At 71.7% G+C, this 15413-nt stretch carries 12 protein-coding genes; 9 read left to right on the top strand and 3 right to left on the bottom strand.

Features of this window, described 5'->3' with window-relative positions; all coding sequences use genetic code 11:
* Positions 1 to 35 precede the first annotated feature (35 nt).
* Complete coding sequence (locus tag ABZS61_RS00370; RefSeq protein ID WP_327119322.1) at positions 36 to 239, bottom strand: hypothetical protein; 204 nt, start codon at positions 237 to 239, stop codon at positions 36 to 38.
* An 87-nt stretch (positions 240 to 326) separates the two neighbouring features.
* Here ABZS61_RS00370 and ABZS61_RS00375 point away from each other — a divergent pair, with 87 nt between their 5' ends.
* Positions 327 to 1529, top strand: coding sequence for a bifunctional adenosylcobinamide kinase/adenosylcobinamide-phosphate guanylyltransferase (locus ABZS61_RS00375; protein ID WP_356413806.1), 1203 nt, complete (start codon positions 327 to 329; stop codon positions 1527 to 1529).
* A 137-nt stretch (positions 1530 to 1666) separates the two neighbouring features.
* Positions 1667 to 2797 (top strand): nicotinate-nucleotide--dimethylbenzimidazole phosphoribosyltransferase, encoded by a 1131-nt coding sequence (gene cobT, locus ABZS61_RS00380; protein WP_356413809.1) that lies wholly within the window; start codon positions 1667 to 1669, stop codon positions 2795 to 2797.
* 2 nt (positions 2798 to 2799) lie between these two features.
* Here the strand turns inward: cobT and ABZS61_RS00385 are convergent, their stop codons facing one another.
* The gene (locus ABZS61_RS00385; RefSeq protein WP_356413812.1) at positions 2800 to 3567 is read right to left on the bottom strand and encodes a hypothetical protein; all 768 of its coding nucleotides are present in this window, start codon (positions 3565 to 3567) and stop codon (positions 2800 to 2802) included.
* Positions 3568 to 3654: 87 nt separating this feature from the next.
* On the opposite strand from ABZS61_RS00385, the gene cobS reads away from it, so the two are divergent.
* Entirely contained in the window at positions 3655 to 4434 is a 780-nt protein-coding gene (cobS, locus tag ABZS61_RS00390) for an adenosylcobinamide-GDP ribazoletransferase (RefSeq protein WP_356413815.1), read from the top strand.
* Between the two features lie 6 nt (positions 4435 to 4440).
* On the opposite strand, the gene ABZS61_RS00395 is transcribed toward cobS, so the two are convergent.
* Positions 4441 to 5247: an endo alpha-1,4 polygalactosaminidase gene (locus ABZS61_RS00395; RefSeq protein WP_356413818.1), complete on the bottom strand. Its 807-nt coding sequence runs from the start codon at positions 5245 to 5247 to the stop codon at positions 4441 to 4443.
* A gap of 237 nt (positions 5248 to 5484) precedes the next feature.
* Here ABZS61_RS00395 and ABZS61_RS00400 point away from each other — a divergent pair, with 237 nt between their 5' ends.
* The 6 genes from ABZS61_RS00400 (at position 5485) to ABZS61_RS00425 (ending at position 15390) form a co-directional block, all read left to right on the top strand.
* Positions 5485 to 7026, top strand: coding sequence for a leucyl aminopeptidase (locus ABZS61_RS00400; RefSeq protein ID WP_356413821.1), 1542 nt, complete (start codon positions 5485 to 5487; stop codon positions 7024 to 7026).
* A 336-nt stretch (positions 7027 to 7362) separates the two neighbouring features.
* Positions 7363 to 8751, top strand: coding sequence for a dihydrolipoyl dehydrogenase (gene lpdA / locus ABZS61_RS00405; protein ID WP_356413824.1), 1389 nt, complete (start codon positions 7363 to 7365; stop codon positions 8749 to 8751).
* A 59-nt stretch (positions 8752 to 8810) separates the two neighbouring features.
* Positions 8811 to 10607: a 2-oxoglutarate dehydrogenase, E2 component, dihydrolipoamide succinyltransferase gene (gene sucB / locus ABZS61_RS00410; protein ID WP_356413827.1), complete on the top strand. Its 1797-nt coding sequence runs from the start codon at positions 8811 to 8813 to the stop codon at positions 10605 to 10607.
* 149 nt (positions 10608 to 10756) lie between these two features.
* Entirely contained in the window at positions 10757 to 11380 is a 624-nt protein-coding gene (locus tag ABZS61_RS00415) for a GntR family transcriptional regulator (protein ID WP_329211843.1), read from the top strand.
* A 290-nt stretch (positions 11381 to 11670) separates the two neighbouring features.
* Positions 11671 to 14340, top strand: coding sequence for a pyruvate dehydrogenase (acetyl-transferring), homodimeric type (gene aceE / locus ABZS61_RS00420; protein ID WP_356413831.1), 2670 nt, complete (start codon positions 11671 to 11673; stop codon positions 14338 to 14340).
* A 78-nt stretch (positions 14341 to 14418) separates the two neighbouring features.
* Positions 14419 to 15390, top strand: coding sequence for a YafY family protein (locus ABZS61_RS00425; protein WP_356413834.1), 972 nt, complete (start codon positions 14419 to 14421; stop codon positions 15388 to 15390).
* Positions 15391 to 15413: the final 23 nt, after the last annotated feature.

The raw sequence follows: 15413 nt of genomic DNA on the forward strand, positions 1-15413 counted from the left end.
CGGATCTCTGTCGCGGGGCGGGGCAGCCGGAAGGCCTAGTCGGCCTGGAGGCTCATCGGGCCGTAGATCTTCGTCGCGTCCTCGAACAGCGACACCTGGTCGGCACCGCCCTCCAGGAGCTCCTTCCAGAACTCACCGATCCAGGACTCCGCATCGCCCTGGGTCGTGAACTCCTCCGGCTGCAGAGCCGGCTCCGTCTCCGTACCGTCGGACTTCTCGAACCGCCACGTCCACGCCATGTCCGCCTCCTGGGTCACGTTGCTGCCCGAAGCCTAGTACCTGGCCCGGGCGCGCAGGTGAAGCATGGACGCGGGAGGATCAGGAGCGTGGAACTGACTCTGCTCGGCACCGGAGCCCCCGACGGGCTGCCGCGGCCCGACTGTCCCTGCGCCGCATGCGCGTCGGCCCGTGGTGAGCGGGCGCGGGCCGCGACCTCGCTGCTGGTCGACGACGCGCTGCTGCTCGACCTCACTCCGGGCGCCGTGTTCGCCGCGGCCCGCGCCGGCCGTTCGCTCACCGGCGTGCGCCAGGTGCTGCTGTCCCACCCGCATGACGGGCCCGCGGTGGAACTGCCCGCCTCGCTCCCGTCCGCGGGCCGCGTACCGGACGGCCAGGAGCTGACGCTGATCAGCGGGCACCGGGTGCGGGCGGTGGCGATGGACGCTCCGGGCACCGGGTACGAGGTGACGTCTCCGGAAGGTGAGCGGCTGCTCTACCTGCCGCCGGGGGCCGCGCCCGCCGGTCTGGCCGACCGGATGGCGGATCCGTACGACATGGTCGTCGCCGATGTGGTCGCGCGGCCGGACGCCGTGGCCCGGCTGCGGGCCGTGGAGGCGATCGGGTCCACCACCGAGGTCGTCGCCGTCCACCTGGACCACGACGCGCCGCCCGGCGACGAGCTGCACCGCAGACTCGCGGCCGCGGGTGCGCGGGCCGTGCCGGACGGGACGACGCTGAGGGTGGGTGAGTACCACGCGGTGCCCGATATGCCCCGGCGCACGCTGGTGACGGGTGGCGCACGGTCGGGGAAGTCGCTGGAGGCCGAGCAGCGCCTGGAGACGTTCCCCGAGGTGGTGTACGTGGCTACGGGCGGCCGGCGGAACGGCGACGCGGAATGGGTGGCCCGGATCGGGCTGCACCGCGAGCGCAGGCCCGCCGCGTGGCGCACCGAGGAGACGTGCGAGCTGGTGGCTCTGCTGGAGGCGGACGGCCCGCCGCTGCTGATCGACTGTCTGTCGCTGTGGCTGACGGACGCGATGGACCGGGTTCAGGCGTGGGACGACGCCCGATGGGCGGACGGTGGCGAGGAGGCACTGCGGGAACGGGTCACGGAACTGGTCCGGGCGGTGCGCGGGACGCGCCGTACGGTCGTCGCGGTGACCAACGAGACCGGATCGGGTGTGGTCCCCGCGACGGCATCGGGGCGGCGCTTCCGGGACGAACTGGGCCGTCTGAACGCCGCGTTCGCCGACGAGTGCGAGCACGTGCTGCTGGTGGTGGCGGGGCGGGCGCTGGTGCTGCGGGGCTGAGCCGCGGGCCGGGGCAGGGCCCGAGCCTCGGGCGGGTGCGGGGACCGGGGGCGCGGAAAGCTGCCGGGTACTGTTCCGCACAGGAGCCCTCGGCCGGGTTCCCGCCCACCATGTGACGACCCGCGAGGCAGACCCCCGTGAATCTGGACGACTTCTCCGACCTCATCGAACGCCCCGACGGCGGCGTACGGCGCGACGCCGAGGAACGCCGGGAGCGGCTGACCGTCCCGCCCGGCGCTCTCGGCCGGCTGGACGAGCTGGGTGAGTGGCTGTCGGCCGCCCAGCAGTCCGTACCGGTCAAGCCCGTGGACCAGCCGCGCGTGGTGCTGTTCGCCGGTGACCACGGGGTGGCGGAGCTGGGGGTGTCCGGCCGGGAGGCCGGCACCGCGCACGAGCTGGTGCGGGCCGCGCTGGACGGGGCGAGCCCGGTCGCGGTGCTGGCCCGCCGCTTCGGCGTCCCCGTACGGATCGTGGACGCCGGTCTGGACTGCGACCCCGCACTGCTGCCCGAGACGGTCGTGCGGCACCGGGTGCGGCGCGGCAGCGGCCGTATCGACGTCGAGGACGCGCTGACGGCCGAGGAGGCCGAGCAGGCCGTTCACCTCGGTATGCGGATCGCCGACGAGGAGGCCGACTCCGGCACCGATCTGGTGGTGCTCGGCGATCTGAGCGTCGGCGGTACGACGGCGGCCTCGACCCTGATCGCGGCCCTGTGCGGCACGGACGCCTCCGTGGTGACCGGGCGCGGCGGTGCGGGCATCGACGATCTGGCGTGGATGCGCAAGTGCGCCGCGATCCGGGACGCGTTGCGCCGGGCCCGGCCCGTTCTCGGCGATCAGCTGGAGCTGCTGGCCGCGGTGGGCGGCGCGGATCTGGCGGCGATGACCGGTTTCCTGCTGCAGAGCGCGGTGCGCCGGATGCCCGTGGTGCTGGACGGGGTGGTCTCGGCGGCCTGCGCGCTCGTGGCCCAGCGGGCGGCCTTCAGGGCGCCGGACTGGTGGCTTGCGGGGCAGGTGAGCGGTGAGCCGGCGCAGATGAAGGCGCTGGACCGGATGGCGCTGACGCCGCTGCTCGATCACGGGGTGACCGTGGGCGGCGGCAGCGGGGCGCTGCTCGCGCTGCCGCTCGTCCAAGCCGCGGCGGCGCTGGCCGCCGAGCTGCCCGAACGGACGGAGGAGCCTGTGGAGAAGCCCGCGGACGAGACCGCCGAGGACACCGTGGAGGAAGCCTCCGGGGAGGGCGAGCCCGCGGAGACCACCACCGCCTGATTTCAGCCCTTGGGGGAGGGCCCCGGCAGCGGTGTCCGGTCGGGGGCCCCGCCGATCAGGTCCTGGAACCTGCGGCGCGGCCCCGCCCAGCGCACATCGTGGTGGTACGCCCTCAGCACCGCCCTGGCGCGCGCCCGGTGCCGCTTGCGGTACAAGCGTCTGGCCCACGGCGAGGCCGGCCTGGCCAGCCGGATCGCGGCGATCAGCGCGATGAACGGAACGAGGGTGCCGATCACGGCCATGCGGGCCTTTCCCTTGAACAGGGCGATCAGCACGAAGCCGAAGTTGACGACGTACGTGAGGATGACGCCCAGTCTGTTCTGCTGCTGATCTCCGCTCAGTTCGTCGACTCCCAGCGGCGAGAATCCGGCGAGGACCAGCACGACGAGCGAGGCGGTGAGGACCACGACCTCCACGCTCTGGCGGCCCTCCTCCGTCCAGTACACGTCGTCGAGGTGCAGGATCAGCGCGAACTCGTCGAGTACCAGACCGGCCCCCACCCCGAAGATCACCGCACAGATCCCGGCGGCGACACCGTGCTGTCCGGAGGCGACCGCGCCGAAGCCGCCGACCACCGAGAGGACGACGCCCGGCACCACGTGGTGGATGTGCACGCCGCCGGGCGTGATGTTGCCGAACGGCCCCTTCCCGGCCCTGATCATGCGGGTGATGACACGGGTGATCGCGAACGTCAGCACGAAGGAGCCCAGCGCGAGAAGCAGCGGGAGCTTGCCCGGTTCGACGATGTTCTGGTTGAGCCAGTGACCCATGCCACCTACTCCCGATGATCCGCGTACGAGTCATTTGTCATGATGTGCCCAATCTAGCGCCGCCCCGCACCGGCTAGCCTGCGCGCGGTGACCTCCCTGAACAGCCACGGCCTGCGTTTCGCCTTCGGCACCCTGACCGTGCTCCCCGTCCGTGTCTCCCGCTGGGACCGCGAAGCCGCCCGCGCCGGCATGCTCTGCGCCCCGCTCGCGGGACTCGTCGTGGGACTGCTCGCGGCCGTGCCCGGGGTGCTGTTCCTGCTCGCCGGATCGGGTCCCCTGCCGGCGGCGGTCGCCTCCGCCGCCGTGCCCGCCGCCCTCACCCGGGGCCTGCATCTGGACGGGCTCGCGGACACCGCCGACGGGCTCGGCAGCGCCAGGCCCGCCGAGGAGGCACTGCGGATCATGAAGCAGTCGGACATTGGTCCGTTCGGTGTCATCACCCTGCTGTTCGTCCTGCTGGCACAGGTCGCCGTCCTCTTCGAGCTGTACGGGCAGGGCTGGGCACACGGCGCCCTGGGGGCGGTCGTCGCCGCGGTCACCGCCCGGCTCGCGCTCACTCTGGCCGCGCGCCGGGGCGTCCCGCCCGCCCGTCCCGAGGGCCTCGGAGCGGCGGTGGCAGGCACGGTCACACTCCGTACCGCACGGGCCGTCGCCGTCGTGGTGGTGGCGGGCTGCGCGGGGGCCGGTGCGCTCCTCGGGGGGTACGGGGCGGTGCACCACGCCCTGGCGGCGCTGGCCGGTCTCGGGGCCGCGCAGCTGATGCTGCGCCACTGTGTGCGGCGCTTCGGCGGGGTGACGGGCGATGTGTTCGGCGCCCTGGAGGAGACGGCGGTCACCGTCGCCCTGGTGGCGCTCGTCCTCGGCTGAGGGCTGTCAGCAGGTCCGGCGCCAGACCCCGAGTTCGTACTTCTTGAGCAGCGAGCTCAGCCGGAGCTTCCGGGACCCGGGGCAGAAGTCCGCCACCGGCACTTCGTACTCCGCGTGGAGGACGGCCTTGCCCGCCTCGATGAACGGTGTCAGGGCCTCGCATTCGTCGTACTGCGCGCACTGTTCGTTGACCGCGAAGTCGAAGTCGTCCACCAGCTCCGGGATCTGGGGCAGGTCGTTCTTCAGGCCGACGGCCAGGTGGTGGCGGTGGGCGAGGCGGGCGATCAGCCGGTTGTAGCGCAGCTGGTCGTCCGCGGTGAGCGGGAAGCCCGTGGTGTTGAGGTAGCCGTCCATGTTGTCCGGCTCCACGGCGTCGAAGCCCTTCTTCGCGCACATGGCGATCCGGGCCTCCATCAGCGGTTCCAGGATGTCGGTGCGGCGGATGTCGAGCCACCACTCCCCCTCCCAGCCGTTGCTCTTCCCGCGTACGGAGGCGGGGAACTTCCCGGCGTCCGGGCGGAAGTCCTCCCACGCGCCGGTGGAGAGGTAGCAGATGACCTTGCGGCCCCGGCGATGCAGCTCGGCCACCGTCTCCGCGTCCTGGTCGAACCCGTCGATGTCGTAGACGGGCGCGTCCACGCTCGTGTCCACCCGGCCCGAGAGCTGCCACTGCCAGTCCACGCCCGGTTCCGGCTGCCAGCGCTGTACGGCCGTCGGCCGCGCCGGCTCCGCGGCCGGGGCGCAACCGGCCAGTACGGCCGTCAGCACCAGCAGGGCGCGGGGCACCGGCCATCGTGTCCTCGTGCCCCGCATGTCGTCTCCCCCGCTCGCCTGCCAGGTCAACGACCCTATCCCCGTGGTCCGTTCCGCCGTACGGGGCCTGCCGGCCCAGGCGGTGTACGGCCGGACGGCCCCGCCCCTGTGAGCCGGAAGCGGACGCGCGCGTAGGCTCGTTCCCGGCGCATTGTCGGCGGCATCTACGATGCGCCGGGCACGGTCGGCCCACCCCTCGACCGGCACACCACTCAACGGAAGCGAGAATTCACCACCGTGACTGCTCTCACTCTCAGCACCGCAGGTGCGGCGACGCTGCGCGCCGACGCACTCGTCGTCGGCATCGCCAAGGGCGCCAAGGGTCCGGTCGTCGCACCGGGCGCCGAGGCCGTGGACAAGGCGTTCGACGGAAAGCTCGCCACCGTCCTGGAGACCCTGGGCGCCTCCGGTGCCGAGGGCGAAGTGACCAAGCTTCCCGCACCGTCCGGTCTCAAGGTCCCCGTCGTCGTCGCGGTCGGGCTCGGCCCGGTCCCCGAGAAGGACGACGCCTACGACGCGGAGGCACTGCGCCGCGCCGCCGGCAGCGCCGCCCGTGCGCTGACCGGCTCGAAGAAGGCCGGCTTCGCGCTGCCGACGGAGTCCTCCGAGGACGCCGAGGCCATCGCCGAGGGCGCCCTGCTCGGCGCGTACGCCTTCACCGCCTACCGGGGCGGCGAGAACAAGCTCGCCCCCAAGGGCGAGAAGGACAGCGGCCCGAAGCTGCCGCTCGCCGAGGTCGCCCTGCTCGGCACCAAGCCGCGTGACAAGGCGTTCAAGGCCGCCGCGGAGCGCGCCACCGCGGTCGTCGAGGAGATCAACCGCGCCCGCGACCTGATCAACACCCCGCCGAACGACCTGTACCCCGAGTCCTTCGCCGCGGTGGCCACCGCGGCCGGCAAGGAGCACGGCATCAAGGTCCAGGTCCTCGACGAGAAGGCTCTCGTCAAGGGCGGCTTCGGCGGTCTGCTGGGCGTCGGCCAGGGCTCGACGCACGGCCCCCGCCTCGTCCGGCTCGGCTACACCCACCCGAAGGCGGAGAAGACCCTCGCCCTGGTCGGCAAGGGCATCACGTACGACTCGGGCGGCATCTCGCTCAAGCCGGCCGGCCACAACGAGACGATGAAGTGCGACATGAGCGGCGCCGCCGCCGTGCTCGCCGCCGTCGTCGCGGCCTCCCGGCTCGGCCTCCAGGTCAATGTCACCGGCTGGCTGGCCCTCGCCGAGAACATGCCGTCGGGCAACGCCACCCGCCCGGGTGACGTGCTGCGCATGTACAGCGGCAAGACCGTCGAGGTCCTCAACACCGACGCCGAGGGCCGGCTCGTCCTCGGCGACGCGCTGACCCGCGCCTCGGAGGAGAACCCCGACGCGATCGTCGACGTGGCGACCCTGACGGGCGCGATGGTCTTCGCCCTCGGCAACCGCACCTTCGGCGTGATGGGCAACGACGACGCCTTCCGTACGGCCATCCACGAGATCGCCGAGGAGGTCGGTGAGGCGTCCTGGCCGATGCCGCTCCCCGCCGACATGCGCAAGAGCATGGACTCCCCGACCGCCGACCTCGCCAACATCGGCGAGCGGATGGGCGGCGGCCTGGTGGCCGGTCTGTTCCTGCAGGAGTTCGTGGGCGAGGGCATCGCCTGGGCCCACCTGGACATCGCGGGACCCGCCTTCCACGAGGGCGCGCCGTACGGCTACACGCCCAAGGGCGGCACCGGATCCGCGGTCCGCACCCTGGTCAAGCTGGCGGAGCGCACCGCCGCCGGGGATCTCGGCTGAGTTCCACACGGCCACACGGCATTCGCTCGCGCCGTTCGCGCGCAGCGATACGGCCCCGGGCATACGTCCGGGGCCGTACGTGTTCACCTCAGTGGCTCTGACCGGCCTCTTTCCGAAACTTTGCACGTACAGCCAACCGTCCGAGCCGGACCTCCGTCCGTCTCAGACCAGGGGCCCGCGTCCCGCTCGCCCTCAACAAGTGCGAAGATGGGTTCTCGGCAGGACAGGGCCCCCACCACAGGGCCGAACAACACAAGCGGCCGAACACCAGCCGACCGGCCGGTCACACCCCAGCGAGGGGCCCGGCGTACGGCGCACATGCATGGAGGACGTGACGTGGCGAACGACGCCAGCACCGTTTTCGACCTAGTGATCCTCGGCGGTGGTAGCGGCGGGTACGCCGCGGCCCTGCGCGGAGCGCAGCTGGGCCTGGACGTCGCACTGATCGAGAAGGGCAAGGTCGGCGGCACCTGCCTGCACAACGGCTGTATTCCCACCAAGGCGCTGCTGCACGCCGGAGAGATCGCCGACCAGGCCCGCGAGGCCGGTCAGTTCGGTGTCAAGGCCACCTTCGAGGGCATCGACATCGCGGCCGTCCACGCGTACAAGGACGAGGTGATCTCGGGTCTGTACAAGGGCCTGCAGGGTCTCATCGCCTCGCGCAAGGTGCACTACATCGAGGGTGAGGGCCGGCTCTCGTCGCCCACCTCGGTGGATGTCGACGGCCAGCGCATCCAGGGCCGCCACGTCGTGCTCGCGACCGGCTCCGTGCCGAAGTCGCTGCCCGGCCTGGAGATCGACGGCAACCGCATCATCTCCTCGGACCACGCGCTGAAGCTGGACCGTGTACCGAAGTCCGCGATCGTCCTGGGCGGCGGCGTCATCGGCGTCGAGTTCGCCTCGGCGTGGAAGTCCTTCGGCACCGAGGTCACCATCGTCGAGGGCCTGAAGCACCTGGTCCCCGTCGAGGACGAGAACAGCTCGAAGCTCCTTGAGCGCGCGTTCCGCAAGCGCGGCATCAAGTTCAACCTCGGCACCTTCTTCGACAAGGCCGAGTACACGCAGGACGGCGTGCGTGTCACCCTCGCCGACGGCAAGACCTTCGAGGCGGAGGTGCTGCTGGTCGCGATCGGCCGCGGCCCGGTGTCGCAGGGTCTGGGCTACGAGGAGGCCGGCGTCGCGATGGACCGCGGCTACGTCCTCGTGGACGAGTACATGCAGACCAACGTTCCGACGATCTCGGCCGTGGGCGACCTCGTCCCGACCCTCCAGCTCGCCCACGTCGGCTTCGCCGAGGGCATCCTGGTGGCGGAGCGGCTGGCCGGTCTCAAGACCGTGCCGATCGACTACGACGGCGTGCCGAAGGTGACGTACTGCCACCCCGAGGTCGCCTCCGTCGGCATCACCGAGGCCAAGGCCAAGGAGATCTACGGTGCGGACAAGGTCGTCGCCCTCAAGTACAACCTCGCGGGCAACGGCAAGAGCAAGATCCTGAAGACCGCGGGCGAGATCAAGCTCGTCCAGGTCAAGGACGGTGCCGTGGTCGGCGTCCACATGGTCGGTGACCGTATGGGCGAGCAGGTCGGCGAAGCCCAGCTGATCTACAACTGGGAGGCGCTGCCGGCCGAGGTCGCGCAGCTCATCCACGCCCACCCGACGCAGAACGAAGCGATGGGCGAGGCGCACCTGGCTCTGGCCGGCAAGCCTCTCCACTCCCACGACTGATCCAGTCCCGGGCGCGACGACCGACCACTTCCGCACTTTCGTAAGGAGCAACTGAAACCATGTCGGTTTCCGTAACCCTTCCGGCGCTCGGCGAGAGCGTCACCGAGGGCACTGTCACCCGTTGGCTGAAGGCCGAGGGCGAGCACGTCGAGGCCGACGAGCCGTTGCTCGAGGTCTCGACCGACAAGGTCGACACCGAGATCCCGGCCCCCGTGTCCGGTGTCCTGGCGTCCATCAAGGTCGCCGAGGACGAGACCGTCGAGGTCGGCGCCGAGCTGGCCGTCATCGACGACGGCTCGGGCGCGCCCGCGGCGGCTCCGGCCGCCGAGCCCGAGGCTGCCCCGGCTCCTGCTGCCGAGGCCGAGCCGCCCGCCGCCGAGGCCCCCGCCGCTCCGGCCCCCGCGGCCGCTCCGGCTGCGTCCGGTGGCGCCGAAGGCACCGACGTCACCCTCCCCGCGCTCGGTGAGAGCGTCACCGAGGGCACGGTCACCCGCTGGCTGAAGGAGGTCGGCGAGGAGGTCACGGAGGACGAGCCCCTGCTCGAGGTCTCCACGGACAAGGTCGACACCGAGATCCCCGCCCCGGTCTCCGGCGTGCTGCTGGAGATCGTGGTCGCCGAGGACGAGACCGCCGAGGTCGGCGCCAAGCTCGCCGTCATCGGTGCTCCGGGTGCCGCCCCGGCCGCTGCTCCGGCGGAGGCTGCTCCGGCTCCCGCCGCCGCTCCGGCTCCGGCCGCCGCCGCTCCGGCAGCCCCGGCTCCGGCTCCCGCCCCCGCCGCTCCGGCAGCCCCGGCTCCGGCTCCGGCGGCGCCCGCCGCCCCGGTCGCGGCTCCGGCCGCTTCGGCGCCCGTGGCCGCCGCTCCGGCACCCGCCGCTCCGGCACCCGTCACCCCGGCACCGGTCGCTGCGGCCGCGCCTTCCGGTGACGACGGCGCGTACGTCACGCCGCTGGTCCGCAAGCTCGCCGCCGAGAACGGCGTCGACCTGGGCGCGGTCAAGGGAACCGGCGTCGGTGGCCGTATCCGCAAGCAGGACGTCGTCGCCGCCGCGGAGGCCGCCAGGGCCGCCGCTGCCGCTCCGGCTCCGGTCGCCGCCGCCCCGGCGGCGAAGGCCACGCCGAAGCTCGAGACGTCCCCGCTGCGCGGTCAGACGGTCAAGATGACCCGCATGCGCAAGGTCATCGGCGACAACATGATGAAGGCGCTGCACTCGCAGGCCCAGCTGACCTCGGTCCTCGAGGTCGACATCACCAAGCTGATGAAGCTGCGCAACCTGGCGAAGGAGTCCTTCGCCGCCCGTGAGGGCGTCAAGCTGTCCCCGATGCCGTTCTTCGTGAAGGCGGCGGCCCAGGCACTGAAGGCCCACCCGGTCGTCAACGCCCGGATCAACGAGGACGAGGGCACCATCACGTACTTCGACTCGGAGAACATCGGCATCGCCGTGGACGCCGAGAAGGGTCTGATGACCCCGGTCATCAAGGGTGCGGGCGACCTGAACATCGCCGGTATCGCGAAGAAGACCGCCGAGCTGGCCGGCAAGGCCCGCGGTGGCGGCCTCACCCCGGACGACATGTCCGGTGCGACCTTCACCGTCAGCAACACCGGTTCGCGCGGTGCGCTGTTCGACACCGTCATCGTGCCGCCGAACCAGGCAGCCATCCTGGGCATCGGTGCCACCGTCAAGCGTCCGGCGGTCATCGAGACCGCCGAGGGCACCGTCATCGGTGTCCGCGACATGACGTACCTCTCGCTCTCCTACGACCACCGCCTGGTGGACGGCGCGGACGCCGCCCGTTACCTGACGACGGTCAAGGCGATCCTCGAAGCGGGCGAGTTCGAGGTCGAGCTCGGCCTCTGAGGCACGCGGCTGTAACCAGCCTCACCAGCGGCGCCCCCGTCCGGAACACTCCCGGGCGGGGGCGCCGCCGTATTGTCTAGACACCACAGGTCGCCCCTGGCCGCCGTGTTGGTGGAGAGCAGCACCGGTTCGCCCCGAAGGAGCCCGTCATGACCCCGCCCGTCGTCCACTCGCTGCGCGAGCAGATCCGCGAGCACATCGTGGACGGGATCGTCAGCGGGCGCTGGAAGCCGGGCGAGCGGATCGTGGAGCGCCGTATCGCGACCGAGCTGGAGGTCAGCCAGACGCCCGTGCGCGAGGCGCTGCGCGAGCTGGAGACCCTGCGGTTGATCGAGTCGGCCCCCAACAAAGGCGTGCGCGTGCGGAATCTGACCGCTGCCGATCTGGAGGAGAGCTATCCCGTACGGGCCGGGCTCGAGCAGATCGCGGCGGAGCTGGCGGCTCCGGCACTCGGCGAGGACTGCTCGGCCCTGACCCCGCACGTGGCGGCCCTGTACGAGGCGGACCGGCTGGCCGACGGCGAGGCGCAGGTGCGGCACACGGTGGCCTTCCACCGGGAGATGGTGCGGGCCGCGGGGAACGCCGTCCTGCTGCACACCTGGGAGGGGCTGGGCATCGAGGTGTTCACGGCCCTGTCGATCCGCTGGCTCGGCACGGTGCAGAAGTCGTACGCGGAGGAGCACGAGGCCCTCATCGACGCGTTCCTGCGGCGGGACCCGCGGATCGCGGTGCTCGTGAAGGAGCACGTCCTGGGGTGCGCGCCGCGCGCCTGAGCCCGATGCGCGCCCCTGGTGCGAACCGGCGCGGAGGCGTGTACCCATCTGCGACATCGAGCGCTCGGGTGTGCAGCTCAGGGCCCGTTTCACCCTAATAATCCCGTCACTCCGTGCCCCATTTCGAGGCACCCCATGCCACTTTCTTCATATCGAGAAGTTTTGCCTTTCATCCTTTGATCGATCATCGATCGGCGACTTACAGTTCAGATGCGGGCCCACCGGCCCCATCGCCCTGTCCTGCCAGCCAGGGCCTTCTCCACCCCCCTCCACTCCGGAAGGCGGCGATCATGACCGACCCCGTAGCAAAACATCCGAGCGAGCTCGACCAGCTCCCGGACCGCGACCCCGAGGAGACCGCCGAATGGGCGGCCTCCCTGGACGCCGTCACCAAGGCCGCGGGCCCGCACCGCGCCGCATACCTGATGCGTCGTTCGCTCCAGCACGCGGAGGGCGCCGGCATCGCGCTGCCCAAGCTGCTGGAGACCGACTACGTCAACACCATCCCCACCTCCGCGGAGCCCGCCTTCGACGGCGACCTGGAGATGGAATCGAGGATCACCGCCTGGAACCGCTGGAACGCGGCTGCGATGGTCACCCGCGGCGCCCGGTTCGGCGTGGGCGGCCACATAGCCACGTTCGCCTCGGCAGCCTGGCTGTACGAGACCGGGTTCAACCACTTCTTCCGCGGCAAGGAGGGGGACGGCTCCGGCGACCAGCTCTACATCCAGGGCCACGCCTCGCCCGGTATCTACGCCCGTGCCTTCCTCGACGGCCGGATCAGCGAGCAGCAGCTCGACAACTTCCGCCAGGAGTCGGGCGGCGAGGGCCTGCCGTCCTACCCGCACCCGCGGCGGCTGCCCTGGCTGTGGGAGTTCCCCACCGTGTCGATGGGCCTCGGCCCGCTCTCGGCGATCTACCAGGCGCGCTTCAACCGCTACCTGGCCAACCGCAACATCAAGGACACGTCGAACTCGCACGTCTGGGCCTTCCTGGGCGACGGCGAGATGGACGAGCCCGAGTCGACCGCTGCCCTCGCCCTCGCGGCCCGTGAGCAGCTCGACAACCTGACCTTCGTCATCAACTGCAACCTGCAGCGCCTCGACGGCCCGGTCCGCGCCAACTTCCGCGTGGTCCAGGAGCTGGAGGGCGCGTTCCGCGGAGCCGGCTGGAACGTCATCAAGACGCTCTGGGGCAACGCCTGGGACGAGCTGTTCCAGCTGGACACCACGGGCGCGCTGATCCGCCGCCTCCGCGAGGTGCCGGACGCGCAGTTCCAGACGTACGCGACGCGCGACGTGGCGTACATCCGCGAGCACTTCTTCGGCACCGAGCCCGCGCTCGCCGAGCTGGCGAAGCTGCTGAGCGACGCCAAGATCGCCGAGTGCTTCTACAGCTCCCGCGGCGGCCACGAGGCCCGCAAGGTGTACGCCGCCTACCGTGCCGCGGTGGAGCACAAGGGCGCGCCGACCGTGATCCTGGCCCAGACGGTCAAGGGCTACACGCTCGGCAAGGGCTTCGAGTCCAAGAACGCCAACCACCAGATGAAGAAGCTGTCGATCGACGAGTTCAAGAGCATGCGCGAGCTGCTCGGCCTCCCGATCCCGGACAGCGCCTTCGAGGACGGGCTGGTCCCCTACGGCCACCCGGGCGCCGACTCCCCCGAGGTCCGCTACCTCCAGGAGCGCCGTGCCGCCCTCGGCGGTCCGGCCCCCGCCCGCCGGGTGCACGCGGCGGCACTGCCGCAGCCGGAGGAGCGCGCCTTCAAGGCCCTGTACAAGGGGTCCGGCAAGCAGGAGATGGCCACCACCATGGCGTTCGTCCGCCTGGTGAAGGACCTGATGCGGGACAAGGAGACCGGGAAGCGCTGGGTGCCGATCGTCCCGGACGAGGCCCGCACCTTCGGCATGGAGTCGCTGTTCCCGTCGGCCGGCATCTACTCGCCTCTGGGCCAGACGTACGACCCGGTCGACCGCGACCAGCTGATGTACTACAAGGAAGCCAAGGACGGCCAGATCCTCAACGAGGGGATCACCGAGGCCGGCGCCATGGCCGACTTCATCGCCGCCGCCACGTCGTACGCGACGCACGGCGAGACGATGATCCCGTTCTACATCTTCTACTCGATGTTCGGCTGGCAGCGGACCGGCGACCAGATGTGGCAGCTCGCCGACCAGCTGGGCAAGGGCTTCATCGTCGGCGCGACGGCGGGCCGTACGACGCTGACGGGCGAGGGCCTGCAGCACGCGGACGGCCACTCGCACCTGATCGCGTCCACGAACCCGGCGTCGCTCAACTACGACCCGGCGTTCGCGTACGAGGTCGCGGTGATCGTCAAGGACGGTCTGCGGAGGATGTACGGCCCCGAGGCCGAGAACGTCTTCTACTACCTGACGGTCTACAACGAGCCGAAGCAGCAGCCCGCGATGCCGGAAGGCGTCGAGGAGGGCATCGTCAAGGGCCTGTACCGCTTCAAGGAGGGCACGCCCACCACGGCGGACGCGCCCCGCGTGCAGCTCCTGGGGTCCGGTACGGCGATCCACTGGGTGCTGAAGGCCCAGGAACTCCTGGCCGCCGACTGGGGTGTCACGGCCGACGTCTGGTCCGCCACCTCGTGGGGCGAGCTGCGCCGTGACGCGCTGGAGGCCGACGAGGCGCTGCTCCGCGGTGAGCAGCAGGTGCCGTACGTGACCCAGGCGCTCTCCGGTGCGCCGGGCCCGGTCCTCGCGGTGAGCGACTGGATGCGCGCGGTGCCGGACTCGATCAGCCAGTGGGTCGAGCAGGACTGGTCCTCGCTGGGCACGGACGGCTTCGGCCTCTCCGACACCCGCGACGCGGCCCGCCGCCACTTCGGTGTGGACGCGCAGTCGATCGTGGTCGCGGCCCTGGCCCAGCTGGCCCGCCGCGGCGAGGTCCCGGCCTCGGCGATCAAGGAGGCCCGGGAGCGGTACGGGCTGTAGGCAGCGGGAGGGCGGGGCAGGTGCCGGACAGGTCCGGCACCTGCCCCGCCCTCGTCGCGCGGCGCCCACAATGGCTCCATGCGTGCTGCCCGCCTCATCAAGATGGTCCTGCTCCTGCAGTCCCGGCCCACCATGACCGCCGCCGAGCTGGCGAGGGAACTGGAGGTCTCGGAGCGCACCGTGACCAGGGACGCCCAGGCCCTGTCCGAGGCGGGCGTGCCCGTGTACGCGGACCGGGGGCGGGCGGGCGGGTACCGGCTCGTCGGCGGCTACCGGACCCGGCTCACCGGCCTGGCCCGTCACGAGGCCGAGGCGCTCTTCCTGTCCGGGCTGCCCTCGGCCCTGCGTGAGATGGGGCTCGACGACGCCGCGTCAGCAGCCCGGCTGAAGGTCTCGGCCGCCCTGCTCCCCTCGCTCCGGGACGCCTCGCAGAGCGCCTCCCAGCGCTTCCACCTCGATGCCCCCGGCTGGTACCACGAGCCGGTCACCCCCGAGCTGCTGCCCGCCGTCGCGGAGGCGGTCTGGGACGACCGCGTGGTCCGGGCGAGCTACCGCCGCGGGGCCACGAGCGGCGAGGTGGAGCGGGAGATGTCCCCGTACGGGCTCGTCCTGAAGGCCGGGGTCTGGTACCTCTGCGCCCGGGTGGCGGACGACTTCCGGGTGTACCGGATCGACCGGTTCACCGCGGTCGCCGTGTCGGCGACCCGGTTCGAGCGGGACGAGCGCTTCGATCTGCCCCGGTTCTGGGAGGAGCGCGCCGCACAGTTCGCCCGGTCGATCCTGCGTACCGAGGTGACGGTGCGACTGTCCGAGGCGGGGGTGCGCCGACTGCCGTACGCCGTGGACAGGGCCGCTGCGGAGGAGGCGCTGGCCGCGGCCTCTCCGCCGGACGCGGACGGCCGGCGCACGCTCACCCTGCCGGTCGAGTCCGAGGATGTCGCGTACGGCCAGCTGCTCTCCCTCGGGCCGGAGTTGGAGGTCCTGGCACCCGCCGCCCTGCGCGAACGTGTTGCCGATGCCGCCGAACGCCTGCGCGACCTCTACGGCTGAAGGCTTCATTTCGGTGTCTCCGC

Source organism: Streptomyces sp. NPDC005566, assembly GCF_040605575.1.
Taxonomy (GTDB): Bacteria; Actinomycetota; Actinomycetes; order Streptomycetales; family Streptomycetaceae; genus Streptomyces.

Bases quoted from the DNA above. Each gene is read 5' to 3' on its own strand.
- sucB (WP_356413827.1), top strand. From the start codon at position 8,811: ATGTCGGTTTCCGTAACCCTTCCGGCGCTCGGCGAGAGCGTCACCGAG.
- ABZS61_RS00415 (WP_329211843.1), top strand. From the start codon at position 10,757: ATGACCCCGCCCGTCGTCCACTCGCTGCGCGAGCAGATCCGCGAGCAC.
- ABZS61_RS00425 (WP_356413834.1), top strand. From the start codon at position 14,419: ATGCGTGCTGCCCGCCTCATCAAGATGGTCCTGCTCCTGCAGTCCCGG.
- ABZS61_RS00395 (WP_356413818.1), bottom strand. From the start codon at position 5,247: ATGCGGGGCACGAGGACACGATGGCCGGTGCCCCGCGCCCTGCTGGTG.
- ABZS61_RS00370 (WP_327119322.1), bottom strand. From the start codon at position 239: ATGGCGTGGACGTGGCGGTTCGAGAAGTCCGACGGTACGGAGACGGAG.
- aceE (WP_356413831.1), top strand. From the start codon at position 11,671: ATGACCGACCCCGTAGCAAAACATCCGAGCGAGCTCGACCAGCTCCCG.
- ABZS61_RS00385 (WP_356413812.1), bottom strand. From the start codon at position 3,567: ATGGGTCACTGGCTCAACCAGAACATCGTCGAACCGGGCAAGCTCCCG.